Origin of the sequence: Abyssibacter sp. (genome assembly GCF_964229365.1) — a bacterium.
Classification (GTDB): Bacteria; Pseudomonadota; Gammaproteobacteria; order Nevskiales; family OUC007; genus Abyssibacter.
On record NZ_CAXRDQ010000045.1, the window covers coordinates 1 to 25,085 of the forward strand.

Annotated in this window: 22 protein-coding genes; 11 read left to right on the top strand and 11 right to left on the bottom strand. The window is 62.4% G+C overall.

The features are described 5' to 3' along the window. Both ACE1EY_RS07545 and ACE1EY_RS07550 read right to left on the bottom strand, forming a co-directional pair. Positions 1-3,298 (bottom strand): translocation/assembly module TamB domain-containing protein (locus ACE1EY_RS07545; protein WP_370299851.1); only part of this gene is annotated, 3,298 nt, incomplete at its 3' end. Beyond that, complete coding sequence (locus ACE1EY_RS07550; RefSeq protein ID WP_370299852.1) at positions 3,295-4,989, bottom strand: autotransporter assembly complex family protein; 1,695 nt, start codon at positions 4,987-4,989, stop codon at positions 3,295-3,297. The genes ACE1EY_RS07550 and ACE1EY_RS07545, both read right to left, overlap by 4 nt. Before the next feature lie 154 nt (positions 4,990-5,143). On the opposite strand from ACE1EY_RS07550, the gene ald reads away from it, so the two are divergent. After that, the gene (ald, locus tag ACE1EY_RS07555; RefSeq protein WP_291513062.1) at positions 5,144-6,268 is read left to right on the top strand and encodes an alanine dehydrogenase; all 1,125 of its coding nucleotides are present in this window, start codon (positions 5,144-5,146) and stop codon (positions 6,266-6,268) included. 91 nt (positions 6,269-6,359) lie between these two features. Here ald and gyrB read toward each other — a convergent pair whose 3' ends face one another. From gyrB to dnaA, 4 genes are all read right to left on the bottom strand, one after another. After that, positions 6,360-8,774: a DNA topoisomerase (ATP-hydrolyzing) subunit B gene (gene gyrB / locus ACE1EY_RS07560; protein WP_370299853.1), complete on the bottom strand. Its 2,415-nt coding sequence runs from the start codon at positions 8,772-8,774 to the stop codon at positions 6,360-6,362. A 31-nt stretch (positions 8,775-8,805) separates the two neighbouring features. Beyond that, positions 8,806-9,879, bottom strand: coding sequence for a DNA replication/repair protein RecF (gene recF / locus ACE1EY_RS07565; protein ID WP_370299854.1), 1,074 nt, complete (start codon positions 9,877-9,879; stop codon positions 8,806-8,808). Between the two features lie 47 nt (positions 9,880-9,926). Then, positions 9,927-11,027 carry a DNA polymerase III subunit beta gene (dnaN, locus tag ACE1EY_RS07570; protein ID WP_291513059.1) on the bottom strand — a complete coding sequence of 367 codons (1,101 nt, stop codon included), beginning with the start codon at positions 11,025-11,027 and terminating at the stop codon, positions 9,927-9,929. 239 nt (positions 11,028-11,266) lie between these two features. Continuing rightward, positions 11,267-12,604, bottom strand: coding sequence for a chromosomal replication initiator protein DnaA (gene dnaA / locus ACE1EY_RS07575; protein WP_370299856.1), 1,338 nt, complete (start codon positions 12,602-12,604; stop codon positions 11,267-11,269). Positions 12,605-12,897: 293 nt separating this feature from the next. Between dnaA and rpmH the strand changes: the two genes are divergently transcribed. From rpmH to mnmE, 5 genes are read left to right on the top strand one after another with little or no spacing between them, the layout of a single operon-like run. Continuing rightward, entirely contained in the window at positions 12,898-13,032 is a 135-nt protein-coding gene (gene rpmH / locus ACE1EY_RS07580) for a 50S ribosomal protein L34 (RefSeq protein ID WP_291513057.1), read from the top strand. Continuing rightward, a complete protein-coding gene (gene rnpA / locus ACE1EY_RS07585; protein WP_370299857.1) occupies positions 13,001-13,369 on the top strand; it encodes a ribonuclease P protein component in 369 nt (122 codons plus the stop codon). The genes rpmH and rnpA overlap by 32 nt, the downstream gene beginning before the upstream one ends. Further along, entirely contained in the window at positions 13,366-13,605 is a 240-nt protein-coding gene (yidD, locus tag ACE1EY_RS07590; protein ID WP_370299858.1) for a membrane protein insertion efficiency factor YidD, read from the top strand. The genes rnpA and yidD overlap by 4 nt, the downstream gene beginning before the upstream one ends. Positions 13,606-13,620: 15 nt before the next feature. Next, complete coding sequence (gene yidC / locus ACE1EY_RS07595; RefSeq protein ID WP_370299859.1) at positions 13,621-15,315, top strand: membrane protein insertase YidC; 1,695 nt, start codon at positions 13,621-13,623, stop codon at positions 15,313-15,315. Between the two features lie 25 nt (positions 15,316-15,340). Beyond that, positions 15,341-16,684, top strand: a complete 1,344-nt coding sequence (gene mnmE / locus ACE1EY_RS07600) for a tRNA uridine-5-carboxymethylaminomethyl(34) synthesis GTPase MnmE (RefSeq protein WP_370299861.1) — start codon at positions 15,341-15,343, stop codon at positions 16,682-16,684. 3 nt (positions 16,685-16,687) lie between these two features. Here mnmE and ACE1EY_RS07605 read toward each other — a convergent pair whose 3' ends face one another. The 3 genes from ACE1EY_RS07605 to ACE1EY_RS07615 form a co-directional block, all read right to left on the bottom strand. Next, positions 16,688-17,575, bottom strand: coding sequence for a TraB/GumN family protein (locus ACE1EY_RS07605; protein ID WP_291513052.1), 888 nt, complete (start codon positions 17,573-17,575; stop codon positions 16,688-16,690). After that, on the bottom strand, positions 17,572-18,438 hold the full coding sequence (gene ttcA, locus ACE1EY_RS07610; protein ID WP_370299862.1) for a tRNA 2-thiocytidine(32) synthetase TtcA: 867 nt from the start codon (positions 18,436-18,438) through the stop codon (positions 17,572-17,574). The genes ACE1EY_RS07605 and ttcA overlap by 4 nt, the downstream gene beginning before the upstream one ends. 99 nt (positions 18,439-18,537) lie before the next feature. After that, positions 18,538-19,689, bottom strand: coding sequence for an MFS transporter (locus ACE1EY_RS07615; protein ID WP_370299863.1), 1,152 nt, complete (start codon positions 19,687-19,689; stop codon positions 18,538-18,540). A 126-nt stretch (positions 19,690-19,815) separates the two neighbouring features. Here ACE1EY_RS07615 and ACE1EY_RS07620 point away from each other — a divergent pair, with 126 nt between their 5' ends. After that, complete coding sequence (locus tag ACE1EY_RS07620) at positions 19,816-20,031, top strand: hypothetical protein (RefSeq protein ID WP_291513049.1); 216 nt, start codon at positions 19,816-19,818, stop codon at positions 20,029-20,031. A gap of 63 nt (positions 20,032-20,094) precedes the next feature. Here the strand turns inward: ACE1EY_RS07620 and ACE1EY_RS07625 are convergent, their stop codons facing one another. Next, complete coding sequence (locus ACE1EY_RS07625) at positions 20,095-20,658, bottom strand: flavodoxin domain-containing protein (protein ID WP_291513048.1); 564 nt, start codon at positions 20,656-20,658, stop codon at positions 20,095-20,097. Positions 20,659-20,854: 196 nt separating this feature from the next. On the opposite strand from ACE1EY_RS07625, the gene ACE1EY_RS07630 reads away from it, so the two are divergent. Then, a complete protein-coding gene (locus tag ACE1EY_RS07630; protein WP_370299864.1) occupies positions 20,855-21,334 on the top strand; it encodes a peptidylprolyl isomerase in 480 nt (159 codons plus the stop codon). Here the strand turns inward: ACE1EY_RS07630 and ACE1EY_RS07635 are convergent. Beyond that, entirely contained in the window at positions 21,331-22,533 is a 1,203-nt protein-coding gene (locus ACE1EY_RS07635; RefSeq protein WP_370299865.1) for an acyltransferase family protein, read from the bottom strand. The genes ACE1EY_RS07630 and ACE1EY_RS07635 overlap by 4 nt on opposite strands. A 153-nt stretch (positions 22,534-22,686) precedes the next feature. On the opposite strand from ACE1EY_RS07635, the gene ACE1EY_RS07640 reads away from it, so the two are divergent. The 3 genes from ACE1EY_RS07640 to ACE1EY_RS07650 all read left to right on the top strand — a co-directional run bounded on the left by ACE1EY_RS07640 (position 22,687) and on the right by ACE1EY_RS07650 (position 25,075). Then, on the top strand, positions 22,687-23,529 hold the full coding sequence (locus tag ACE1EY_RS07640) for a LytR/AlgR family response regulator transcription factor (protein WP_370299866.1): 843 nt from the start codon (positions 22,687-22,689) through the stop codon (positions 23,527-23,529). Positions 23,530-23,609: 80 nt separating this feature from the next. Then, entirely contained in the window at positions 23,610-24,416 is an 807-nt protein-coding gene (locus ACE1EY_RS07645) for a class I SAM-dependent methyltransferase (RefSeq protein WP_370299867.1), read from the top strand. Beyond that, complete coding sequence (locus ACE1EY_RS07650; protein WP_370299868.1) at positions 24,416-25,075, top strand: HAD family hydrolase; 660 nt, start codon at positions 24,416-24,418, stop codon at positions 25,073-25,075. The genes ACE1EY_RS07645 and ACE1EY_RS07650 overlap by 1 nt, the downstream gene beginning before the upstream one ends. Positions 25,076-25,085 lie beyond the last annotated feature (10 nt).

Here is a 25,085-nt window from a genome sequence, read left to right on the forward strand (position 1 = left end):
TACGCGATTTGAGGCCAAACCCCTCGAACCGGACCTGCTCACCGAGGACAACATCCACCGTCGCCGTGAGCTGGATGGGCTGGTTGTCCTCCTCTTGCGCGCGCGGGCCGATAATCACCTCGTCCTCCGATGCACGAATCAGGCTCTCGGAGTCGCGCCGCTGCGGTGTGATGTCGGCGGACGGAATGACCACTCGGCCCTGCAGGTTGGCCTGGCGATCAACCAGCGCGAAACTGAGATCGGGCGACACGGTGACCCGCGCATCGTCCGTGTTGAAGGCCAGAAAGCGCTCACCCTGCACCTTGGCGTCAATCTGGCGGGTTTCGCCCATACGGGCGCGGGCGCGGGCCGTGATCTCGCCCTCGCCGGATTTTGCCGAGGCCTCGACGGTTAGCGACTCCGCTGGGTTTCCGCTCAGGGTGGCATTGATCTCGCGCAGGTCGATTCCGGCCACGTCGATCGAAGCCGCCGCGCCACTCAACTTCATGTCCCCGCCGATCTCCGGGGCGCCAAGTCGGCCCGCCAGCTGCATGTCGGCGGTGAACTGGCCGGTGACGTCAGTGAGCACGTCGATGATCAAGGCGACGAAATCCAGGTTCGTCAGTTCTGCGGTGATGCGGCCGTCCAGCGGACGATCGACCAGCGGTCCTTGCCCCCGCAATGTGGCGTCCAGCGCCAGCCCGGCGCCGGCATCGTCCTCCAGGGGCAACCGTGCGGTCACCGTCGTCACCTGGCCTTCGTTGTTCACGGTGAATGCCCCCGGTGAAAAGGCGACGTCCAGCGGATCATCCGGCGATCGCGTGCCGGCCAGTTCCACCGCTGACGTGCGTAGATCAGCCGACAGGGCTTCACGTTCGGCTCGGCGCGAGTAAGCGGCCTCGCCCTGAAGCGAACCGGTCAGCCGGGTGGCCGGGGGCAGCAAGGGGGTGAGATAGGCGAGATCGAAGTAATCGATGTCGGTTTGCGCCTGCAATCCCTGGTCATCCGATTCGCCACTCAGGCACAGGCGACTGCGCCGGGTACCCAGACCGCCGCGGCGCGATGGTCCCGGCTCGGCGACAAAACAGGCTTCACCGAGCGACCAGTCCGGCTGGCGGAAGGCCACCGTTACCGGCGATTCCAGCCGCCAGGGCGGAAAATCCACAGGATCGACCACCAGCTGTGTGACTTCCCCGGTCCAGTCCAGCGACTGCACATCCAGTTGACCCGCTAGACCCAGTTGCAGCTCGCCTTCGGTGGTCTGAGTGGTCAGCGACAGGTTCAGGTCATCCGCCGAGCCACGGGTCTCCAGCACCAGCGTTCGAACGCCGGTCGCGGCCACCTGGGCATCGGCAATGCGCACATCGAGCAGCAGCTTGCTGCCGTCCGCCAGGTCGATGTCGGCCTCGGCATCGATGCCGGCGATCGAATAGCGCTGGTAGCCCAGAGATTCACCACGCAGGCTCGCGGTCAGCTGCGGTGTCTTCAGCGGGCCTTCAGCGCGGCCGTCCCCCTTTACGCGGCCGGTGAGGCCGGGATAGAAATCCGCCAGATCCGGACTCGAGACGTCCCAGTCAACGGCGAGGCGCTGCGCCGATACCTGACCGCTGATGGCCAGCGCCGAGTTGCCAGACACCAATTTCAGGCGCTCGATGTTGGCGGTGTCCTGGGCGTAGCGCAGGGCGCCGTCCAGCTGGATCGGCCGGTCGCGCAGCCGGCCATCGACCTTGAGCGTCGGGACCCGGACAACCGGGGCGTCCCGGGTACCCGCGAGTTGCACGCTGACATCGGCGTTCACCGAACCAGGCCAGCGCTCCAGCAATAACGAGGGGTCTAGCGACCGCGCGGTGAGCGTCGCAGTGCCTTTGAGCTGGTCGCGCATCGCGAGGTCGGCCTGGCCCGTGATGGAGCCGCCCAGGGCCTGCACCCGAAGCTGGCGTACGTCCAGTTGCTCGGCACTCACGGTGGCCTGGGCATCCACCTGCAGGGCTTGTTCGCGCAGCGAGCCTTCGGCGTGGAGTTGCGGGATCCGCACCCGAAGCTGGTCGTTCGCTGTTTCGATCTCGACCGTGGCGTTCCCGGCAATCTGGCCGGGCCATTGCGACAAGGCCGGCGACATCGCCGACGGATCGAGCGCCCGCGTGCGCAGTTGCAGGCTGGCCGCCAGACCAGGCTGCCACCGCAGGCCACCGGTGAGGCTGGTTTCAGAGCCTGCCACGCCGACGCGCAGCGGATCGAGTTCGATTCGCTGGGCATTGGCCACGGCCTGAAGGTCCACACGCACCGGTTTGAAATCGGTGGGTAGCAGGCGCGTGCCGCCGCGCAGCCGCACGGCATCCACCGGCCCCCGGGCCACCAGCTGGCCCGCCTCCGCACGGATCTGCACCGGGCCCGCCGAGGCCTCCAGTGGCCAGGCCAGATCATCCCATCGCAATACGGTGTCCACTTGCCCATCCGTGAGCCCGCCACGGGCTTCCACGGTCGCCACGTTGCCGCGCGAATGCAGCTGGGCGTTCAGATCACCGCCCACCTCTGGCCAGGTGCCTCCGACATCGATTTCGCCTTGCGGTGACCGCAGCATCGGCTCGCCCTGCAGCGGCCAGCGCAGGCCGGCCCAGTTCCCGGCCAATTTCAGCGAGTAGCGGCCAGCCGTGCGGCGGATATGTCCGCTCAGGTCGGTAGACAAAGCGCCATCGGCCTCCGCGAACTTCAGGGACTCGACCCGGACACCGTTACGCTCCAGCAATACCAACGTGGTCGCCCGCAGATGGCCGGACAGCGGCGATCGGACGTCCAGCTCCGAGACCTGCAGCGAGTTACGATTCCACACGCCGGCGAGCTTCAGCGAATCCACCCGCAGCGGGTCTGCGTCCGGAGCTGTCTGCAACTGGAAATCCCGCAGCTGCGCTTGCTCGATCACCAGGGTGATCGGCGCTCTGAAATCGAGGCGGGGCGGCTCATCGGTTAATGGCGCCGGCTGCTCGCTCGGGCGCAGCTCGATATCGACGCCTTCGACAACGAGGTCAGCGATCTGGACCTGAGCCATCAGCAGACGGCTGGCGCGCCAATCCAGCCGCGCGTGGTCGACTTGCAGCCGCATGCCTTCGCTCTCGACCGTAACCCCAGTGACGGTGAGCGGTCCGATGAACCGGCCGTCCACCGATTCGACCTGGATCGTTGGCGGCAGGCGGTCGCGGACCAGCGACCACGCAACGGTGACCCCCAGTTCGGTGCAGAACGCGAGCAACAGCAACATCGCGACCACGGCGGTCAGCGCCAAGGGGATCCATTTCAACGGCTTGATCCAGGCGCGGCTCATAGGCCTGCTCTCACGCCGATATGCAGTCGGGCGGCGCGATCCGGATCGTCAAAGGGATGGGCGACATCGATCCGGATGACACCCACTGGCGAGCGGTACCGAAAACCGATGCCAGCGCCGTAAACCGGTTCCGGAATCCCGGCGTCGCCTGCATTTCCGGCGTCAACGAACACGGCAGCACCCATGCCACGCCAGATGATCTGCTCGTATTCGACGGACCCGGTGAGCAGGTATTCGCCGCCGATGACCCGGCCTTCGTCATCGGTCGGCCCCAGAGATTCGTAGGCATAGCCACGGACGCTGTTGTCGCCGCCGGCAAAAAAGCGTTCGGAGGCGGGCAGGTCGGAAAACTCCTCGGTCCAGCTACCGCCCACCTCAGCTCGCAGCAGCAGGCGACCGCGTCTGAACACCGGCAATACGCCCTGCAAACGCACGCGGGATTGCAGAAAGCTGGTATCTGACAATACATCGCGCACGGCGCCATGAACGTCATAGAACGCGCTCCAGCCATTTCTTGCGAACACGGGGTCGGACAACTCGGTTCGGGTGAAGCTCACGCCTGGTGTAAGCAAGATGCTGAGACGCTGATCATCGGACAGCTCATAGTCTTCACGCAGAAACTGCAGGTAGTAGCGCCGATACCAGTCGCCCAGCTGCCAGTTGCGCGCCGCCTCCAGACGGATGGTTCGTCGCTCGCCGTCCTCCAGCCGCTCGTCCTCGGCGCCGGCGGAAAAGGTCACCGATTCGCCGGGCACGGTCCCGACCGGGATAAGGTACTGGGAGGTCAATGTGTTGATGACCTCTGATACCTGGAACGACAAATCCACCTGATGTCCTCGGCGGTTTAGCCGACGCCATTCCGCACCGGCGGTCAGCCGGGCGCCCGTGTCGGTGCCGTAGCCGACGCCGGCTTCATAGCGCTGAGATGCCCGTGGTGTGGTTCGTACCACCACCGGGATGCGGTGGTTTTTCGCATCGTCCTTGTTGGCGTCGACCTGGACCTGATCGAAGTAGCCGAGGTCCGCAAGCCGCAACTGGAGATTCACCAGCTGCGAGGCATCGAAACGCTCGCCCTCGCGGACGTTCACGTAGCGGCCGATGAATTCGGGATCGAGGATGTCCTGATCAATGCGGATATCACCAAATTCGTAGGCTTCACCGCTTTCGAGCACCAGTTCCACATCCGCTCGATTGACGGCAGGATCTACCGCTAGGCGGTGACGGGTGAACCGAGCATCCAGGTACCCCAGCTTGAACGCGGTGTCCTGAATGGCGGATTTGGTGGCCTTGTACAACGGGTGGCGCAACTCCGCGTCGGTTCGCAGGCGGCTGGCCTGCACCCGTTCGCGCAGCGCTGATTCACCAGCAGCCGGGCCGGTGATCTCGATACGAATGTCACGCAACGTGGTTGGGGGGCCGGTGTCCACGACATAGGTGGCGGTGTACCCGCCATCGACCGGTTCCAGCTCAGAGCGGATCACCGGGTTGTAGTAGCCGAAGGGCCGTAAGGCGTCGCGAATGTCTTGTTCCGCGCGTCGATGCAGTCGCCGGATCGCCCTGGGGCGAGCGCTGTCATTGCCTTCCAGTTTGGCGATGGCCAGAAAGCCTTGGATGTTGGTCTCAACCGCATCATCACGTATGCCTTCGACGCGAACATCGACCGTGGCGGCAAGCGCATAAGCTGATCCCAACAGCAGGCCTGCGGCAATGATCGGTTTACAATAAGGAAGGCAGTTTGCTGGCATGCATGACCTTGGTCGTCCGGCTCCTGGACAAGTTCCGTTACTGGTCTCCAAGGCTGCCGGATTATACGGTCGTCTGCGTTTTCTCCGCCTGGGGTTGTACATGAGAATCGGTGTTCCGAAGGAAATCAAAGCCCGCGAATATCGCGTGGGTCTAACCCCGTCCGGGGTTCGCGAAATGACTGCTCGTGGCCACGCGGTTGTGGTGGAAACGCAGGCAGGCGACGGCATCGGGTTAACCGACGAAGCGTATGTACAAGCCGGCGCGACGATTGCCGACTCCGCCGAGGCGGTGTTCGAGCAGGCGGAAATGATCGTCAAGGTCAAGGAACCGCAACCGGTGGAATGCAAACGGCTACGCGACGGGCAGGTGTTGTTCACCTACCTGCATCTGGCGCCAGACCCTACCCAGACCGAGTTACTGGTGGAGTCGGGCTGCACCGCCATTGCCTACGAGACTGTTACCGACGATCAGGGCGGGCTTCCGCTGCTGCGGCCCATGAGCGAGGTCGCCGGGCGCATGTCGATCCAGGCCGGCGCTCACGCCCTGGAACGTGCGCAGGGCGGCAACGGCACCTTGATCGGGGGCGTGCCCGGGGTTGCTCCAGCCAACATCTGCATCATCGGTGGCGGGGTGGTCGGCTACAGCGCGGCTCGCATGGCCGTGGGGCTGGGCGCCGACGTCAATATCATCGACCGTTCCCTGCCTCGCCTCCGCCAGCTCGACGAGCTGTTTCAAGGTCGAATGACCACTTTGTTTTCGACGGCCGATGCACTGGAACACAGCATTCGGCATGCGGATCTCGTCATCGGCGCAGTGCTGCTACCGGGCGCTGCGGCACCGAAAGTCATCACCCGCGACATGCTCGGGCTGATGCGCTCCCGGGCCGTGATCGTCGACGTTGCCATTGATCAGGGTGGCTGCACCGAGACCTCCAAGGCCACGACGCATGACAATCCGACCTATGTGGTCGATGACGTTGTTCACTATTGCGTGGCGAACATGCCAGGGGCGGTCGCCCGTACCTCCACGTTCGCGTTAACCAATGCCACTCTGCCCTTCGTGCTCAAACTGGCGAACGAGGGCTACAAGCAGGCCCTACAGACAGACCGCCACCTGCGGAACGGGCTGAATGTTCATCGCGGCAAGATCACCTGTCAGGCGGTTGCCGAAGCCCTGGATTATGACTACGTGCCAGCGGAGTCAATCCTCTCCCACGGCGCTTGATTTTCTTTAACCGGCTGATTTAAAACGAAAAAGCCTCGTTTAACCGAGGCTTTTTTGTTGCTGGATGCAACCGCATTACCGGTCGGGGCAATTACACGTCCAGATTACCAACCAACAAGGCGTTGTGTTCGATGAACTCGCGCCGCGGCTCCACATGGTCGCCCATCAGCGTCGTGAAGATTTCATCGGATGCCACCACATCCTCGATCCGAACCTGCATCAGGCGTCGGGTATCGGGATCCATGGTGGTTTCCCATAGCTGATCGGGGTTCATCTCGCCCAAGCCTTTGTAGCGCTGGATATGCAGACCGCGCTTCGCTTCCTTCATCAACCAGTCCAGGGCATCGGTGAACGTGTCGACCTCGGTGTTGTGCTGCCCGCGCGTCACGGTCGCGCCTTCTACCACCAGGCCGCGGAAACGCTCGCCCAGCTCGCAGAGTTCCTCGTACTCGGGTGAACCGAAAAACTCCGCCATCCACTGACAGGCATGCGGCACACCGTGGCTGAAGCGCACGACTTCCAGATACGCACGACCCTCGCGCACAATCCTAGCTTCGTAACGATGCTCGTTGTTCTCGAAGGCATCCAGGATGGTTTGCATAGAACCAATCCAAGTATCTGATTTTTCTGGACTTTCCAGAGAATCGGCCGACAACCTGGGGAGTTGCATCATGGCTTCAAGGGCTGCTCGTTCGTAACGCCGAGCAAGGCGATCAACCAAAGCACGACCGGCGAGATGATCCTTGGACAGGCTCTCCAGTTCAGACGGCTGTACCGGCGGCGCATCCGCGCTCACTCGCAGTTCGGCGCCATTCAGTGCAGAGTTCAGCAGATAGGCATTGAGCTCCGCATCGTCCTTGACATAGGTTTCCTGCTTGCCTGACTTCACCTTGTAAAGCGGAGGCTGCGCGATGTAGATATTTCCGGCTTCCACCAGGACGTACATCTGGCGATAAAAGAACGTCAGCAGCAAGGTCCGGATGTGCGAGCCGTCGACATCGGCATCGGTCATGATGATGATGCGCTCGTAACGCAGCTTTGCCGGATCGAACTCATCGCGTCCGATGCCACAACCCAGAGCGGTGATCAGCGTACCCACCTCAGCCGAGGACAGCATCTTGTCAAAACGGGCCTTCTCCACGTTCAGGATCTTGCCCTTGAGCGGTAGAATCGCCTGAAAACGCCGGTCACGCCCCTGTTTGGCCGAACCACCAGCCGAGTCACCCTCAACCAGAAACAGTTCGCACTTGGACGGATCCTTTTCCTGACAGTCCGCCAACTTGCCCGGCAAGCCGGCGACGTCCAGGGCACCTTTGCGGCGCGTCATTTCGCGCGCCTTGCGCGCTGCCTCGCGTGCCCGTGCTGCCTCCACGATTTTCTGGGCGACAGCCTTGGCATCTCGCGGATTTTCCAGAAGGAAGGTGTTCAAGTGTTCTGCCATCGTCGATTCGACAGCACTCTTGACCTCGGACGAGACCAGCTTTTCCTTGGTCTGTGACGAAAATTTCGGGTCCGGCACCTTCACCGAAATAACGGCCGTCAGGCCCTCACGAGCATCATCACCAGACGTCGCGACTTTCTCCCGCTTGGCCAGCCCCGCCGACTCGATGTAGCCGTTGAGCGTGCGCGTCAGCGCGGCGCGAAAACCAGCCAGATGAGTGCCACCATCCCGCTGCGGAATATTATTGGTGTAGCAGAAGACGTTCTCTTGAAACGAGTCATTCCACTGCAAAGCCACTTCTGTGACGATGCCTTCCTTACCGTCCTCAAAGTGACAAACTGTCTCGTGCAGCGGCGTCTTGTTGCGATTCAGGTGCTCGACAAAGGCCTTGATGCCGCCTTTGTATTCGAATATGTCTTCCCGACTCGTCGACTCCTCGGTCAGACGGATACGCACACCCGAGTTCAGGAACGACAGCTCACGCAAACGTTTTGCGAGGATGTCGTAATGAAATTCGATGTTCTTGAAGATCGTCTCGCTGGGATGGAAGCGGATGGTGGTTCCCGAGACATCCGAGGGGCCGATCGCGGACAACTCGTCCATCGGCTCGCCCATCGAATACATCTGGCGATGAATCTTTCCATCACGATGGATCGTCAGTTCCAGACGCTTGGACAAGGCGTTGACCACCGACACGCCGACGCCATGCAAGCCGCCGGACACCTTGTAAGCGTTATCGTCGAATTTCCCGCCCGCGTGCAATACAGTCATGATGATTTCGGCCGCAGGGCGACCTTCTTCTTCATGCATATCCACCGGAATGCCGCGCCCGTCGTCCGAGACGGACACGCTTTGGTCCGCATGGATTGTCACCGTGACTTCCTTGCAATGCCCTGCCAGGGCTTCATCGATGGAGTTATCGACGACCTCAAACACCATATGGTGGAGGCCGGTCCCATCGTCGGTATCCCCGATGTACATGCCAGGCCGCTTACGCACGGCCTCCAGGCCCTTCAGAACACGGATGCTTGAAGAGTCGTAATTTTGCGGTTGGGTTTCGCTCATGGGAGGGTCATTCGTTGCCTAACACATGGTATCACGGGGCAGCACCGCCCAAATGTTCCACGTGGAACATCTGACCGACTGCCAACGTCGATTCGGGCTGGTCCAGCCAGGTAGAAATCCACTGGACCGGGCTGTCGTTCAACTGCTGGACCGCGCGAGCCCGCATGCTAGCACCCCACTCAGCGCCGAAGTCATCGACCAACAGAATTGGGGGATCACCCAACTGAATGCTGACCACTTCGACCTGCGCCAGCAACAGCGCCAACACAAGCGCTTTCTGTTGCCCTCGCGACGCCTGGTGGCGCACTTGTCGGCCATCGAGCTGAAACCGTATGTCTGCGCGATGCGGCCCAACCACGGAATGACCGGCATCCAGCTCCCGTTGTTCTACCGACGCGAGCACTTCCTCCAGGGCTACACCTTTCGGCCAACCCGCCCGGTAGTGAATCTTCGCCGAATGGTCTGCGCCGATTAGAGCGTTGACATGCTCAGCCCAGAGCCCAGTGATCTGCTCCAGATGGCGCTGCCTAGCAGCGTCGATGCGTCGGGAATATTCGACGTAGGCGGGATTCCACACTCTCAGTTGGGTGACATCGCGTTGACGGCAAGCCGCATTGCGTTGGCGCAACAGGCGTTGGAACTGCCTCCAGTCCTGTATGAACGATTGTTCCACGTGGAACACCCCCCAATCGAGCAGGCGTCGTCGGTGGACTGGCCCTTCGTCGATGAGCCGGTGAGCACGTGGGTCCAAGACCTGTACAGGAAGAGCGCGTGCCAGATCCAGCACGCTGGCGTCGCGCCGCGGACCCAGTCTTGCCTGCAATTGCTTGCGCTCGCGTTGAACCGCGACGCGGGTGACCTCGCCAAGGCGGTCGAATTCACCGACCACCAGTGCATGGTCGCAATCATGGCGAATCACGTCGGTCGGACTACTACCGCGAAACGACAATCCTCGACTGAGCAGATAAATGGCTTCTAGCAGCGAGGTCTTGCCGGTTGCGTTGTCGCCGACAATCGCAATGCCCGAACCGGGCGTGACGCCGAACGACATACGCACACTGGCGTGACAGCGAAAGTCGGTCAACGCCAATGATCGAATTTCCATGGCAAGCGTGGATCACGAAGAACCCACGAGAACAATTCGCCTCGTCGCTACAGACGCATGGGCATGACAACGTACTTATGCGCGTCCGTGCCCATTTCTGTGAGTAGACCGCCGGCGTCCGGCGAGCTCATCGCGAACTTGAATGCCTCGCCTTCCATGACGCCCAACGCATCCAGGAGATAGTTGACGTTGAACCCGATTTCTAGCGGCGCGCCATCGTAATCGACTTCGATCTCTTCTTCGGCTTCTTCATGCTCGGGGTTCTCCGTCTGCAGCTTCAGCAGACCAGGGTCCAGGACCAAGCGCACACCGCGGAACTTTTCATTCGACAGAATCGCAGCGCGCGCCAAGGCCTGTCGAATCACTTCGCGGTCTCCGGTGAGGATCTTGTCACCACCCACCGGCACGACTTTTTCGTAATCCGGGAAACGACCATCGATGAGCTTGGTGGTGAACAGTATCGTTCCCAGATCGACCTGAAGATGATTGTTGGTCAGCGAAACGCTAACCGTCTCGTCTTCATCAGACAGCAATCGGTTCAGTTCCAACACGCCTTTTCGGGGCACGATCACCTGGCGCTCTTCGGCGAGATCCAGTTCGACGTCCACATCGGACATCGCCAATCGGTGGCCGTCGGTCGCCACCGCCCGCAGCCGATCGCGACGCAGCGCCAGCAGCAGCCCATTGAGGTAGTAGCGCACGTCCTGCTGCGCCATCGCGAACATCGTCCGGTTGAGCACCTGCCTCAGGGCCAGATTCGGTATGGCGTGGCGTTCGGCAGAATCGATATCCCCCAAAGAGGGAAACTCGGTCGCGGGCTGCGTCGCCAGGGTGAATCGGCTGCGACCGGAGCGAACGATGAACTTCTGTTCGGTGAGTTCAGCGCGGATCACCGAGCCTTCGGGCAATCCTCGACAGATATCAAACAGCTTGCGAGCAGGCACCGTGACCGCGCCTGGCTGGTCGATTTGCGCCTGAACATGGCTAACCAACTCCAACTCCAGGTCGGTACCGGTGACCCGCAAGCCGGTGTCCGAGGCCTCGATGTGAAAGTTCGAAAGTATCGGCATCGTCTGTCGGCGTTCGATGACACCGATGACGGCCTGAATGGTTTGCAGAAACGACCCGCGATCAATCTCGAACTTCATGACTGGTCCCCGAACTCCTTCGGCTAATGACTATATAAAAGAAACTCTTAATAGATAGTCGTAGTAGTAGGCCTAGCGTCGGCCTGTGGGTAACTAAATAATAGATATTTAAATCAGTTACTTAACCGCTGTTTCGCCCACACCGGAAGGTCTGTGTATCGCCCCCCGATTCCTGTGGACAGAATGTGCGTGCTTCACCCGATCCGGCATTGTCACATTCCATCCCCTAGATATCCACATCATCGGCTCAGGGTTCTCCACAGGGCATCGTAGTCGTCCCGGATGGCCCGATCCGAGTCCTTCAGTTTCTGGATCGTGCGGCAGGCGTGCAGCACCGTCGTATGGTCCCGGCCACCGAAAGCGTCGCCGATCTCAGGCAGGCTGTGCGTCGTCAGGTCCTTCGACAGTGCCATCGCGATTTGTCGTGGTCTGGCAATCGAACGCCGCCGGCTTCGCTGCGTCATGTCTGATAGACGGATGCTGAAGTACTCGGCCACGGTGCGTTGGATGCTTTCGATAGTGACCATTCGATCATGCACTGACAGGATGTCCTGCAAGGCATAGCGGGCAAAATCGATGTCGATAGCGGTGCCAGTGAACTGCGCTGTGTGCACCAAACGGTTCAGCGCTCCTTCCAGTTCACGGACGTTTGACCGGATTCGATTGGCGATAAAGAACGCCACCGTCTCCGGTACCGCTGCGTCGAGTTGTTCGGCCTTGCTCATCAGGATGGCGACGCGGGTTTCGAGCTCCGGTGGGTCCACTGCCACCGACAAACCCCAGGAAAACCGGTTCTGCAGACGATCATCCAATGCGTCCAGTTCGGCCGGATACCGGTCGCAGGTCAGGATGATCTGTCGGTTGGCTTCGAGCAGCGAATTGAAGGTGTGGAAAAACTCTTCCTGCGAACGTTCCTTGCCCGCGAAGAAGTGGATATCGTCGATGAGTAGCGCTTCGGCACTGCGATAGAAGTTCTTGAAGCCGTCCATGCGGTTGTGCCGCACGGCGAGCACCATATCGTTGACGAAACGCTCTGCGGGTATGTACACGACCCGGTTTGGGCCACCACGCGCAGTGAGGTAATTGCCGACGCTGTGCATCAAATGCGTCTTGCCCAAACCCGTACCGCCGTAGATCAGCAGCGGGTTGTAGGAGGTGCCAGGTGATTCCGCCACTTTCTGCGCAGCCGCCCGAGCAATCTGGTTGCTTTTGCCTTCGACAAATCGGTCGAATGTGTAGCGACGATCCAGGCGACTGCTGCTATGCGGTGAGTTGTTCTTCACCGGTGACACGGTCGGTGCTTCGACGGGGTTTACCGCCGCCGCTGGTTCAGCCGAACCCACACGCACGGTCACACGTGGGCTCTCCAGGTCGACAATCTCGCTCCAGACCGCGCTGATCGTCGCCAGGTACTGGGCGCGCACATTCTCCATCACCGGGCGATTGGGCGCGATCAGTTCGAGATTGCCGTCCTGCGAATGCGCATGCAGCGGCCGCACCCAGGTGCCGACGTCGGATTCGGAAAGGACGGTCTCAAGCCGTTCGAGGCAGCGCTGCCAGAGCGCGTTGGAATCCACCAGAAGCACCTACGTCGTCGTCAGTTCAAAAGCCGGATACGCATAGGCCGCAAGGGTTCTCGGCGCTGCAACCGGTCCGTCGGCATGTTTCGATCGGGGGGCCGGTGTCCGCAAACGGATCGATACCGGAAAGCCATCGCTGCGCCACCGAAAGGCAACGAGCGATTTGATCGAACGTCGGGAGTCGTACGCATCTAGTTATCCACAGGCGCCCGGCTTGATGCAAGACGGTGTTTTTCAGTACTATCCGCGCCCTTTCGCCCGCCCTGGGCACCGTCCACGAGATTAGTCCGATGAAGCAGACGTTCCAGCCGCATTCACTGCGTCGCAAACGTACCCATGGTTTTCGCGCTCGCATGGCGACCGTTGGTGGCCGCAAGGTGATCAAGGCACGCCGTGCCAAGGGTCGTAAGCGCCTCGCCCAGTAAGCCCTTCGGATTTCCGCGCGACCGACGGCTGCTGAAACCGGCTGACTATCGAGCAGTTTTCCGAAGCGGCCGACGGGTCCACGATCGCCAGTGGATGCTCGTGGTGGCGCCGACTACGGTCGATGCGCCAGCGCGTCTGGGTCTGGCCATCTCCAAGAAGTGCGCCAAACGGGCGGTGGATCGAAACCGGATCAAACGCGTCACGCGGGAATGGTTTCGGACCAACGACTTGCGGGGAATGGACGTGGTGGTGACCGGCAAACGAGGACTGGCCGAGCTAAGCGCCAGCGCTTTACGCGCTTCGCTGGATGACCTGCAGCGACGGAAGCTCGGGTGACCGCACGCGTCGTGATCCTGTTGATTCGCTGTTACCAGCGCATCCTCAGCCCGCTGCTGCCGCCTCGCTGTCGATACACTCCGAGTTGCTCGCAGTACGCGATACAGGCGCTGCATGCCCACGGCGTGATGCGCGGCGGTCGACTGGCGATCCAGCGTTTGCTGCGATGCCACCCCTTGCAGCCCGGCGGTCATGATCCCGTGCCAGGCTGCGAACTCTCCCACTTTCCCGATTGAGCGTTGCGCTAGCCCATGGAATCCATTCGCTTTCCGCTGATCGCCGCTCTCGCCGTGGTCGGTTTTTTTATGTACCAGGCGTGGAAGACCGATCAGACTCCGGCGCCCGAGCCGCAATCGCCGTCGCCGATCGAACAGATCGCAGCCGATGATGATGTCCCGTCCCTGGACGCTTCCCCCAGCGTCGCGAATTCGGCCGATGACAGCAATGCCGGGTTAGCGGACGAAGCCGGCGAAACCGGCCAGTCGCCGCGGATGACCGCAAGCACCGATACCGTCGTGGTCACCACGGACGTCATGCGCGCCTTCATCGACCCGCAGGGCGGCAACCTGGTTCGCGTGGAGCTGCTCAACTACCCGGTTGAAGCGGATAGCGACACCCCGCTGGCGCTGTTGCATCAGGGCAACCGCAGTTTCTTTGTCGTGCAAAGTGGTCTGCTGGGCGAGGGCGCACCGACCCACAAGGTGGCCTATCGCGCCGACCGGTCGCGTTACACGATGCAGCCTGGCCAGAGCTTGAGCGTTCCGTTGCGTTGGACGGATGCCGACGGTCGGCAGGTCACCAAGACCTATCACTTCGAACCCGGCCGTTATGTGGTGGGGCTGGACTACAGCGTCCGCAATGACGCCGCTACTCCCTGGTCGGTAAGCGCCTACGGTCAGGTCTGGCGCACCGAAGCGGACAGCAGCGGCGGCACACCGTTTGTGCGCCAGTTCGATGGTGCCGCCTGGTACGAGCAGAAGGATGCCGAGGGCAAGTATCGGTTCCGCAAGGCCGATTTCGGCAAGATCGACGACGAGCCGCTAGACGTGACGCAGACCGGTGGCTGGGCCGGGATGATGCAGCACTACTTCATCGCCGCGCTGATCCCGCCGGCCGAGCAGACCGTGCGGCTGGTGACCAAGCCCTCCTCGACCCAGGGCTATCTGACCCAGTTGATCGGTGAGAAGGCCGAGGTGGCGGTGGGCAGCAGCACAACCCTGTCACAGCGCATCTACATCGGTCCGAAGCTGCAAAAACGCATGGAAGATGTCGCGCCCGGCCTGCAGCTGTCGGTGGACTACGGCTTGCTGACACCGCTGTCCGAGCCGCTGTTCTGGATCATGGACAAGGTCCACAGCGTGGTGCGCAACTGGGGGCTGGCGATCATCCTGGTCACGCTGGCGATCAAGCTGGTCTTCTACAAGTTGTCCGAAGCGCAGTACCGCTCAATGGCGAAGATGCGCAAGTTCGCGCCGCGGATTCAGTCGATCAAGGATCGCTACGGCGACGATCGTCAGAAGATGCAGCAGGCGATGATGGACCTGTACAAGAAGGAAGGCTTCAACCCCTTCGCCGGCTGTTGGCCGATGCTGGTCCAGTTCCCGGTGTTCATCGCCCTGTACTGGGTGTTGCTCGAATCGGTGGAACTGCGGCAGGCACCCTTCTTCCTGTGGATACATGACCTGTCGGCGCCGGATCCGTTTTTCGTGTTGCCCGTGCTGTTCGGCATCTCCATGTTCTTCCAGCAGAAGCTTTCGGGTCAGGCGATGACCATGGATCCGATGCAGCAGAAGATCATGAGTGCGATGCCCATTGGTCTTGCAGCCTTCTTCACCTTTTTCCCCTCCGGGCTGGTGCTCTACTGGTTCGTCTCCAACCTCGTTGGTATCGCCCAGCAGTGGTACATCTACCGCAAGCTGGAACACGAGGGCTTGGGCCGCAAGTAGGCAGATCACCGCCTGACGGCTGGTCATGTCGCAGCAACCGGACACCATCGCCGCTGTCGCCACGCCGCCCGGGCGTGGCGGTATCGGCGTGATCCGGGTGTCCGGCCCATCCGTGAAGCGCATCGCCGAGGCCGTTGTCGGCGGGCTGCCCAGGCCGCGTTTCGCCGCCCACCGGACGTTTCTGGACGCCGATGGCAAGGCCCTGGACAGCGGCATCGCCCTCTACTTCCAGGCGCCGGCCTCATTCACCGGCGAGGATGTACTGGAGCTTCAGGGTCACGGCGGCCCCGTTGTGCTCGACGCCCTGCTCGCCTCGGTGCTGTCGCGCGGTTGCCGCATTGCCGAGCCCGGCGAATTCACCCGCCGCGCCTTCGACAACAAGCGTCTGGATCTCACCCAGGCCGAGGCCGTCGCCGATCTTATCGACGCCGAAAGCACGGCCGCTGCCCGAGCTGCACAGCGTTCGTTAACGGGTGCGTTCTCGCGCCGCATCGACGCGTTCGGGCATGAACTGCTGGAGTTGCGGACCTGGGTTGAAGCGTCGATCGATTTCGCCGACGAAGACATCGATTTTCTGGCCGACGGCGATGTCGCGGCGCGGCTGGATCAGCTAATTCAACACCTGGCGGAACTGCGGAGGCAGACGCAGCACGGCCGGGTCTTGTCCGAAGGCCTGCGCGTGGCGATTCTGGGCGCGCCCAATGTGGGCAAATCCAGTCTGCTGAACCGGCTCGCGGGTCACGATGCCGCCATCGTCACCGATGTGGCCGGCACGACCCGCGACGTATTGCGCGAGCGCATTGTGCTGGGCGATCTGCCGATTCTGCTGCTGGACACGGCAGGCATTCGCGAAACCGTTGATCCTGTCGAGCAAATCGGCGTCCGCCGTGCCTGGTCTGTCGTCGAAGATGCGGATCTGGTGCTGATGCTGCGGATCGACGGCCAGCCGGATCCGGCGCAGGTCGACCCGATCTTCGCGCCCCTGGCCGGGGATGCGCGGGTGTTGCCGGTGCACAACAAATGCGATCAATCGGGCGGAACGCCCGGACTGCGCGAAGATGCATCCGTCGGTGTCTCTGCGCTGACCGGTGCAGGTGTCGAGGCATTGATCGAGCAGATTCGCCAACGATCCGGCCTACAGGCCAACCTGGCCGGGGAATTTAGCGCACGCCGCCGGCACCTGGACGCCATCGACCGAGCCTGGGCGGTGCTGCGGCGCGCGGCCGAGCAGCTTCACGTGCACCAGGCGCCGGAACTGCTGGCCGAGGATCTTTCCGAGGCGAACCGGACGCTGGGCGAAATCAACGGTCCGGTGGACACCGAAACCCTGCTTGGCGAGATTTTTTCCAGCTTCTGTGTCGGCAAGTAGGGCCTAGTTCACGCGCCGCAATTCCAATCCGCGAGCCTTCATTAGCGCAAGCAGGCCGTGCTCGCCAGGCAGATGCGCCGCGCCGACGATCACCAGCACATTGTTCGAACCGGCGAGCAGCGCCGTCAGCTCGGTGACCCAGCGCCGGTTGCGGTTCGCGAGCAGCCGTTCATACGCCGCCGGTTGCTCGGCGCGCATGGTGTCGACGAGTTGTTCCATGGCGTTGAGATCGCCCGTTCGCCACGCGGTATAAACCGTCTGCGGTAAGTCGTCGTAGGCCGCGAACTGGCTGAGCGTGGCCGCCAGCGTGGTCGCGCTGTCCACGCCGTTGTCGCCAAGACCGACCAGCAGGCTCATGTGCTCGTCCACGGTCTCCAGCCCGAGAATCGGACGTTCGTCGGCGATCGCCCGCTGGTTGAAGTGCTGATCCAGCCCGTACTCCGGCCGGAACCCGGCCTGTTGATAGGCGGCCAATTCCAGCATCAGGCCGACAAACCAAGGCTTGAGGCTGTCCAGGCTGAACAGCGGCAGTCCCAGACGCTTGGCATGCTCGCGCACGTCCTGGTACATCGCGTCGCCGATACGGGCGCGCAGCGGGGCATCCGAGTCGGCCTGGGCGGCAGCCAACAGCATGGTCTGGTTGGTTGGCGATTCCAGCTGCTTGAGGTCGGCTTCCAGCACCAGGCGTTCGGTGTCGGCATAGGCCCGTTCCAGTGCCGGATCCAGCGGATAGGCCGATTGCGGCAGCAGATGCAGAGAACCGGCCAGGTAGAGCTTGGAATTGCCGTCCTCGACCACCCACAGCAACGGCGCTGCCTGGGCCGTTGAGGCGAGCCAGACGCCAAGCAGTATCGCCAGCGAACCCATCCACGCACGAAAGCCTTGTTTCATGAGTTTGTTGACCCGACCAGCCATCCACCCGTGGCATTCGTCTCGGGCTGTGCATCGATGCGTAGCGAGGCAAAGTCGAACAGGCTGCGGTCGGCCAGCTGTGAGGGTGCGAGGTTGCCCATGGCCTTGAAGATGGTCTCCACGCGGCCGGGCGACAGCCGATCCCATTGCTGCAGCATCTGCTTGATCGCCACGCGCTGCAGATTGTCCTGCGTGCCGCAGAGGTTGCAGGGAATAATCGGAAACGCCTTGTCCTGTGCAAAGGCAGCGAGGTCGCTTTCGCGGCAATAGGCCAGCGGCCGGATCACCACGTGATCACCCTTGTCGGATTTCAGCTTGGGTGGCATGGAGGCCATCCGGCCGCCGTGGAACAGGTTGAGAAACAGGGTCTCGACCATGTCGTCCATGTGATGTCCCAGGGCGATCTTGGTGAAACCCTGTTCGGCGGCGTAGGTGTACAAGGCGCCACGCCGCAGTCGCGAGCAAAGACTGCAATAGGTCTTGCCCTCCGGGATCACCCGCGTCACCACGGAATAGGTGTCCTGCTCCAGAATCTCGAACGGCATGCCGAGCTTGCGCAGGTAATCGGGCAGCACATGCTCGGGAAAGCCCGGCTGTTCCTGGTCGAGATTCACCGCGAACAGCTCGAAGTCCACCGGAGCGGCCGCCTGCAGCGAGCGCAGAATGTCCAGCATGGCGTAGGAGTCCTTGCCGCCGGACAGCGCGACCATGACCCGGTCGCCGGCCTCGATCATGTTGAAATCTTCGATGGCCTGTCCGACCTGGCGGCGCAGGCGCTTGGCCCGCTTGTCCGCCTCGCGCTTGTCGCGCCGCGGATCGGCGATTTTGGAGGCTGCAGTCATCCGCGCATTATAAGGATTGCCACGGTGGAACTGGTGCGCTCGCGCCGAGCGGCGGTGGTCCTCGCCGGGTGGCAGGCGAGCCCCAGGGAGCGCATCGGCTCAGGCGGCGGGCGCGGGCAGTCCTCGTCGCCACCACAGCCGGATCGGCCGCTGTTGGGTCGGGTCATCCGGCACGCAAAGCGCCAGCAGCAGCGATGCGCTGGCCATGATGGCACCGAGAATGAACACCCACTCGGGTGCCGTCAGCCAGATCACGCCGAAGCTGGCCGGTATCACCACCGCTGCGATGTGATTGATCGTGAAGTTCACGCCCGCCGTACCGGCGATGTCGCCGGGGTCCGCGATCTTCTGGAAATACGTTTTCTGCGCGATGGCCATGGCGAAGAAGATGTGGTCGATCACAAACAGCGTGGCGGCCACGGCGCCGGAGTCCACGATGGCATAGCCGAGAAACACCGCGATCAGGCCAATGTACTCGACGGTGAGAATGCGACGCTCGCCGAAGCGGCCGACCCAGCGGCCGATCATGGGCGCGACGATCCAGCTGACACCGTGGTTGATCAGGTACAGGGCGGCGATGGCCGAGGCCGAGTACCCGAAGCGCTGGACCAGCAGAAAGCTCGCGAACACCAGAAAAATCTGGCGCCTGGCGCCGGCGAGAAAGGTTAGCGCGTAGTAGAGACCGTAGCGTCGTCGCAGGATCAGCTGCTTGCGCTGCGGGCTGGGTGCCTCGAAGCGCGGGAAGGCGAAGGTCATGAACAGCATCAGCGACAGACAGGCGAGCCCGCTGGTGGCATACACCACGGTGTAACTGGCATGCAGCACTTCCAGCAGCAGCCAGACCACGGCGTAGGACAGCAGCGACGTCAGCGCCGCCACCGAAATCAGCTTGCCGAGCACGGCCGGGGCCTCGTCCTTGCTCAACCACTGCAGCGACAGTGACTGCTTCAGGGTTTCGAGATAGTGAAAGCCCACCGACATGATGAAGGTGGTGATCAGCAAACCGGTGGTGGTGGCGAACAGGCCCGTCACCGCCACGGCGCCGCCAAGCAGAGCAATGGCGATCAAGGCCAGCCGCTGCTCCGACACCACCGCGAGCAGAAATACCGCCGTGAACGCGAGAAAGCCGGGAATCTCGCGAATCGACTGCAGCAAGCCGATGTCGCTGCCGTCAAATGCCGCCATCTCGATGGCGAAATTGTTCAGCAGCGCATTCCACGTCGCGTAGCCCAGCGGCAGGGCAACGGCCATCAAGGTTAGAAACAGCCGGGGCGAACGCCAATCGGCGGAGGGCGCAGGGGTCATCGTGCTTGGCAAGCGCATACGCGGCGCGCAATCATGTCACGTATCACCGACGGAACGAGGGAGGGAGCAGGGATGGATGTATTCACGATGATCGCCATTGTTGTGATTTGCGGCGCGGTCTCGACCGTGGCGTCCACGTATCTCAAAGCACGTCAGGCCAAGCCTCCCGAGGAGCTTGTCGCCCGAATGCAGAAGCTGGAAAAACGCGTGGGTGAGCTGGAGGAAGCGGTCACCAACGAAGAGCGCGAACTGCGCCGTCGTTTCGCCGAACTGGATGCGGCCAGCTAAATAGCTCGAAGCCCTGAAGAGCGGCCGCGTTGAAGATATCGTCTTAGATGGCGAACAGGCGCCTCACACCTTGAACAGCGTCTGACCGGTCACGACTTCGGCGACCCGGGCGATATTGGCGCCGTGCGCCGTCATGATACTGAGCTGTTCCGGGCTGGCGTCGATCGGCTCCATGGTGTCCTTGGTGTGCACCCGGGCGTAGGGGCCCCACTGCAAGCCGCCGTCGGCGTAGTGCTCGGTGTTCTTGGGCAGCGGCACCAGCACCATGCCCAGTTCGGCCAGGTTATTCAGCATGGCCAGCAGGGTCAGTTCGATGCCGCCGCCGGCGCTGCCGAATCCGCTGCCGGTGCCGAAGACCGCACCGACCTTGCCCACGCAAGCGTTCTCCATCCACAGCGCAGAGCAGTGCTGGTCAATGAACTGTTTGATCTTCCAGTCCGGCGAGCCCATGTGCGATGGCGAGCCGAGCACCAGCGCATCGGCGTCGCGAATATCGTCAGCCGTCGCGTCGACCGCGTTCTTCACAGTGGCGGTGCCGCCGGCCGACTCCACGCCTTTGGCAACAGCCTCGGCGCAGGTCTTGGTATGTCCGTAGTCCGTGGCGTAAACGATCAGAACCTTGCTCATGATCCGACTCCTGTCTGTGGAACTGTCACGCTAATCCAAACACGCGCCTGGCGAAACGGATGTCACATGAAGCTTTCTGCCGGGAATGTTGAGAATTTCTGAACGGACCTGCTGCTAGGCCCCCGCGCGTCTGTTCGCAGCCAGGGCATCTGGGCGCCTGTGCTAGGGTGTCGCCTCGTTTTTCTCAGGATTCAGCGTGCAGATTGCCGAAAATACCGTTGCCAGCTTTCACTATATTTTGAAGACACCGGAAGGTGACGTGCTGGAGTCGTCCCGCGAGGCCGAGCCCATGGCCTATCTTCACGGCACGGGCGGCATCATTTCCGGACTGGAAGAAGAGATGGTCGGCAAGGCCGTCGGGGATCGTTTCGAAGCCACGATCCCGCCGGAAAAAGCCTACGGCCCTCATGACCCGGCTCGGGTCCAGCAGGTTCCGCTTGAGGCCTTCCAGGGTGTCGACAAGGTCGAGCCCGGCATGATGTTTCGTGCCACGACCGAGCAGGGCGAAATCCCGGTCGTGATCAGCGCCGTCGAAGGCGAAACCGTCGTCGTGGACGCCAACCATCAGATGGCTGGCAAGACCCTGGTGTTCGATATCGAGGTCACCGAAGTGCGCGAAGCCACGCCGCAGGAACTGGAACATGGCCACGCGCACTCCAGCGGGGAAGATCACTAGTCGGGAAGCCCTGACTGAATCGCCTGCTCGTTCGGACCGGGATGCAGCGCATCCCGTGTCCGGCGTTGCGGCCTGCGGCGGGCCTTCAGCCCGAACAGCGGTCGCGCCCAGCCCACCCGACGGATCGCCTCGGTAAGCGCCCAGCTGCCGGCCACTGTGCCGCCTAGCACCACCAGCGGCTCGATCACCGGACCCAACGCGTACTTCGCCGCGTGGTAGCCAATCACGACCGTGAAGCTCTGGTGCAGGATGTACCACGGATACACCGATTCGTTCGCCCAGCCCAGCCAGCGCATCGGCCGGTTCAGTAACTGGTGGCTCCAGGCGAGAACGACCAGAATCCACACCCATCGATTCAGGTAGATGAGAAACATCTGGGCCATGGATTCCGCAGGTTGCGCTGCATCCAGCACCTCGATCCCGACCAGAAAGCTGGCAAAGCTGACCACCCCAAGCCCCGACCAGACCCAGCGCCCGCGCGCCAGGGTCCTCCAAAGCAACGGCGAGCGGCCGATCAGGTAGCCGTAGACAAAGAAGCTGCCGTACATGGCGTGGGCATATACATCGTAGAACAGCGAATGGCTGATGTACGGAAAGCGGGGAAACACGAACTCGCCGATCAGCATCAACGGCAGCAACGGCACCAGCACCAACCACAGGCCATGCAGCCTCGCGCAGCGCTGGCTGAGCCGGTCGAGCAGACCTGCCGCCGGGATTAGCAGCAGCGTGTAGAACAGCAGATAGGGCAGGTACCACAGGTGGTTCCAGGTGATGCCAATGTCGGCGCCGCTGAACTCGCTTTCGGGCCATGGCTGCAATTGCAGGTAGCGCAGCAGAAACGCGCCATAGCTGCCTTCGAAACCACCGTTGCTCACCGATTCCAGATACGCCTGCGGCGGCACGATCACTGCCATGCCAAACAGTAGCGGCAGGCCGAGGCGCTTGATGCGCGACCAGGCGAAGCCGGCTCCGGTCATCTTCGGCAGCAGAAAATGCACCGCCAGGCCACTGATCAGAAAAATCAACGGCATCCGCCACTGGTTGCTGAACAGCATCACCGGCTCCAGCCAGCTGGCGCTGTAGTCCGACTTCAGATGCCAATCCCAAGGCACATAGAACATGCCCACGTGGTAGAGAATCAACACGCCGAATGCGAGCGCGCGCAGGGCGTCAATGTCGTGGCGGCGGTCCTGGGTCATGGCGGTCATCCCGATCAAGTGATGACCCCAGCCTTCGGTCCTCGCGACGCCGCGTCTGCCGCTTTGTGTCGGATTGCCGGGTCTTGGGGACGAGCGGAGGCAGGCGGTGATCAGTGGTTGGGTCGCCCACCTGCTTCGGGCTAGGCTGCGCAGATGAAGATCACCCTGCCGCTGTACCAGCGCTATCGCCGTGTGACCGAGATCGGGTTCTGGGCGGTGGTGCTGCTACTCAACGCCGTGATGAACACGCTGGTTTCGATCGCGGATCTGCGTCGCGCGGGCGAGAATGTTGCCGCCTGGCAGCCGGCGGTGTGGGAGCTGAGCAGCACGGTCGTCGTTGCCGCCCTGATTCCGTTCATCGTCTGGTGGACCGGGTGGCTGCGCCGCCGTTTTGACTGGAAGCAGGCACTGCTGCTGCACGTCGTTGCAACGGTTCCGTTCTGCCTGATGCACGTGGCCGGCATGGTCGCGATTCGCGAGGGTTTGTATGCCGTCGCCGGCGAGCCTTATCAGTTCGGTCCGTTGTGGCAGGAGTTGGGTTATGAATACCTGAAGGATTTTCGCAGCTATTTCCTGATACTGGCGATGATCGAGCTCTACGCGCTGCTGTTGCGGCGCTGGCAGGGCGAGGCGCGGATGCTGTCGGACGATGCGCCGAGCCCGCAGCCCGTCACCGACCGCTTTCTGGTCAAAAAGCTGGGCCGGGAGTTTCTCGTCAAGGTGCAGGACATCGAGTGGATCGAGTCCGCCGGCAACTACATCACGCTGCATGTCGGCAAGACCGACTATCTGCTCCGCGAGACCATGGCCAATGTCGAACGCCGGCTGGGGCCGCGGGGCTTCGCGCGGGTTCATCGCAGCGCCATCGTGCATCTGGATCATGTCGCCGACATTCGCGTGCACGACACCGGAGACGGCGAGGCGCGCATGCGCAGCGGAGTCCGTGTGCCGGTGAGCCGGCGCTACCGCAGCGTGCTGCGTGAGCGCCTGCAATGACGCCGGGACAGATGCAGATCCAAGGACCGGCGACGCCCGGATGCACTACGCTCAACCCATTACGTCCAGGGAGACACACCATGTACAGAATCACCGCGTTAGCCGTCAGCCTGCTCACGAGCGGAGCCGCCTTCGCCGGGCCATCGCTGTCCGATGCCGTCGCCTCGGATGAGCGCACGGAAGCCTACGTGGCCCGCGATGCTGCCCGGCATCCCGCCGAGGTCCTGCGCTTTTTCGGTATTGAGGCCGATGACACCGTCGCCGAATTCTGGCCTTCAGCCGGCTACTGGACGGAAATTCTCGCGCCCTTTCTTGCCGAGGACGGCCAGTACATCGCCGCCGCCTATTCGGTCGGCCCCTCGGACACACCCAGCTACCGGCGGCGCTTGCACGGCACCCTGCTGGGCAAGCTGAGCGACACCGGGCGCTACGGCAAGACCATCGTCTCCACATCGGATGTGGACCAGTGGGGCTTCGCGGAGGCCGGCAGCGTCGATGTCGTGCTGACATTCCGCAACGTTCACAACCTGTGGTGGGACGATCAGGTCATGGATTTCTTTCTCGCCGCCCATGACGCGCTCAAGGCCGGCGGCGTGCTCGGTGTCGTGGACCATCGGGCGCCGGCCGGTGCCGACCTGACCGCACTGAAGGCCGGTCACACCGGCTACATTACCGAGGCCGAGGTCATCCGCATCGCCCGCAACGCCGGCTTCAAGCTGGCGCAGAAAAGCGAGATCAACGCCAATCCCAAGGACGACACCGATCATCCCAAGGGCGTCTGGACGCTGCCCCCCTCCTTCGCCCTCGGCGATCAGGATCGCGACCGCTACGCCGCCATCGGCGAATCCGATCGCATGACGCTCAAGTTCGTGAAAGTGGCGCGGTAGTGAACTTCGACCTGGTGATCTTCGACTGCGATGGCGTACTCGTGGATTCCGAGCGCATCACCGCTGGCGTGTTCTGCGACATGCTCGGCGAGCTCGGGATCACGCTGACCACCGACGCCATGTTCGAGACCTTTGTCGGTCAGGCCATGGATCGCTGTCTGGACATCATTCAAGACAAGCTGGGCCGGCCGGCGCCGGAGGACTTTGTTCCGGAGCTGCGGCGGCGTGCCGGTCAGGCCTTGTTGGAGGGCGTAACGCCGGTTGACGGAGTCATCAGCGTGCTGGACCAGCTCACCGTGCCCTGCTGCGTGGCATCGGCCGGCGAGTACGCCAAGATGCAGCTCACCCTGGGCAAGACCGGCCTGTGGCCCCGATTCGAGGGGCGGATCTTCAGTGCCGATGACGTCGAGCACAGCAAGCCGGCACCGGATGTCTACCTACTCGCCGCCCGGACCATGGGGGTCGATCCCGCGCGCTGCGCCGTGATCGAGGATTCCGCGGCCGGCGTCATGGCCGGTGTCGCCGCCGGCATGACCGTGTTCGCCTACACCGCGGATGTGCCGGCCAATCGGCTGCGGGCAGCTGGCGCGCATCACCTGTTCGAGCGCATGGCGGATCTGCCTGCCCTGTTGGGGCTGGAGTCGGTCACCGTCGCCTGAGCCGCTTTTA

What these genes read in the sequence shown, in the direction of transcription:
- ald (WP_291513062.1), top strand. Translation starts at nt 5,144, where the DNA reads ATGAGAATCGGTGTTCCGAAGGAAATCAAAGCCCGCGAATATCGCGTG.
- gyrB (WP_370299853.1), bottom strand. Translation starts at nt 8,774, where the DNA reads ATGAGCGAAACCCAACCGCAAAATTACGACTCTTCAAGCATCCGTGTT.
- recF (WP_370299854.1), bottom strand. Translation starts at nt 9,879, where the DNA reads ATGGAAATTCGATCATTGGCGTTGACCGACTTTCGCTGTCACGCCAGT.
- dnaN (WP_291513059.1), bottom strand. Translation starts at nt 11,027, where the DNA reads ATGAAGTTCGAGATTGATCGCGGGTCGTTTCTGCAAACCATTCAGGCC.
- rpmH (WP_291513057.1), top strand. Translation starts at nt 12,898, where the DNA reads ATGAAGCAGACGTTCCAGCCGCATTCACTGCGTCGCAAACGTACCCAT.
- yidC (WP_370299859.1), top strand. Translation starts at nt 13,621, where the DNA reads ATGGAATCCATTCGCTTTCCGCTGATCGCCGCTCTCGCCGTGGTCGGT.
- mnmE (WP_370299861.1), top strand. Translation starts at nt 15,341, where the DNA reads ATGTCGCAGCAACCGGACACCATCGCCGCTGTCGCCACGCCGCCCGGG.
- ACE1EY_RS07605 (WP_291513052.1), bottom strand. Translation starts at nt 17,575, where the DNA reads ATGAAACAAGGCTTTCGTGCGTGGATGGGTTCGCTGGCGATACTGCTT.
- ttcA (WP_370299862.1), bottom strand. Translation starts at nt 18,438, where the DNA reads ATGACTGCAGCCTCCAAAATCGCCGATCCGCGGCGCGACAAGCGCGAG.
- ACE1EY_RS07615 (WP_370299863.1), bottom strand. Translation starts at nt 19,689, where the DNA reads ATGGCCGTTGCCCTGCCGCTGGGCTACGCGACGTGGAATGCGCTGCTG.
- ACE1EY_RS07620 (WP_291513049.1), top strand. Translation starts at nt 19,816, where the DNA reads ATGGATGTATTCACGATGATCGCCATTGTTGTGATTTGCGGCGCGGTC.
- ACE1EY_RS07625 (WP_291513048.1), bottom strand. Translation starts at nt 20,658, where the DNA reads ATGAGCAAGGTTCTGATCGTTTACGCCACGGACTACGGACATACCAAG.
- ACE1EY_RS07635 (WP_370299865.1), bottom strand. Translation starts at nt 22,533, where the DNA reads ATGACCCAGGACCGCCGCCACGACATTGACGCCCTGCGCGCGCTCGCA.
- ACE1EY_RS07640 (WP_370299866.1), top strand. Translation starts at nt 22,687, where the DNA reads ATGAAGATCACCCTGCCGCTGTACCAGCGCTATCGCCGTGTGACCGAG.
- ACE1EY_RS07645 (WP_370299867.1), top strand. Translation starts at nt 23,610, where the DNA reads ATGTACAGAATCACCGCGTTAGCCGTCAGCCTGCTCACGAGCGGAGCC.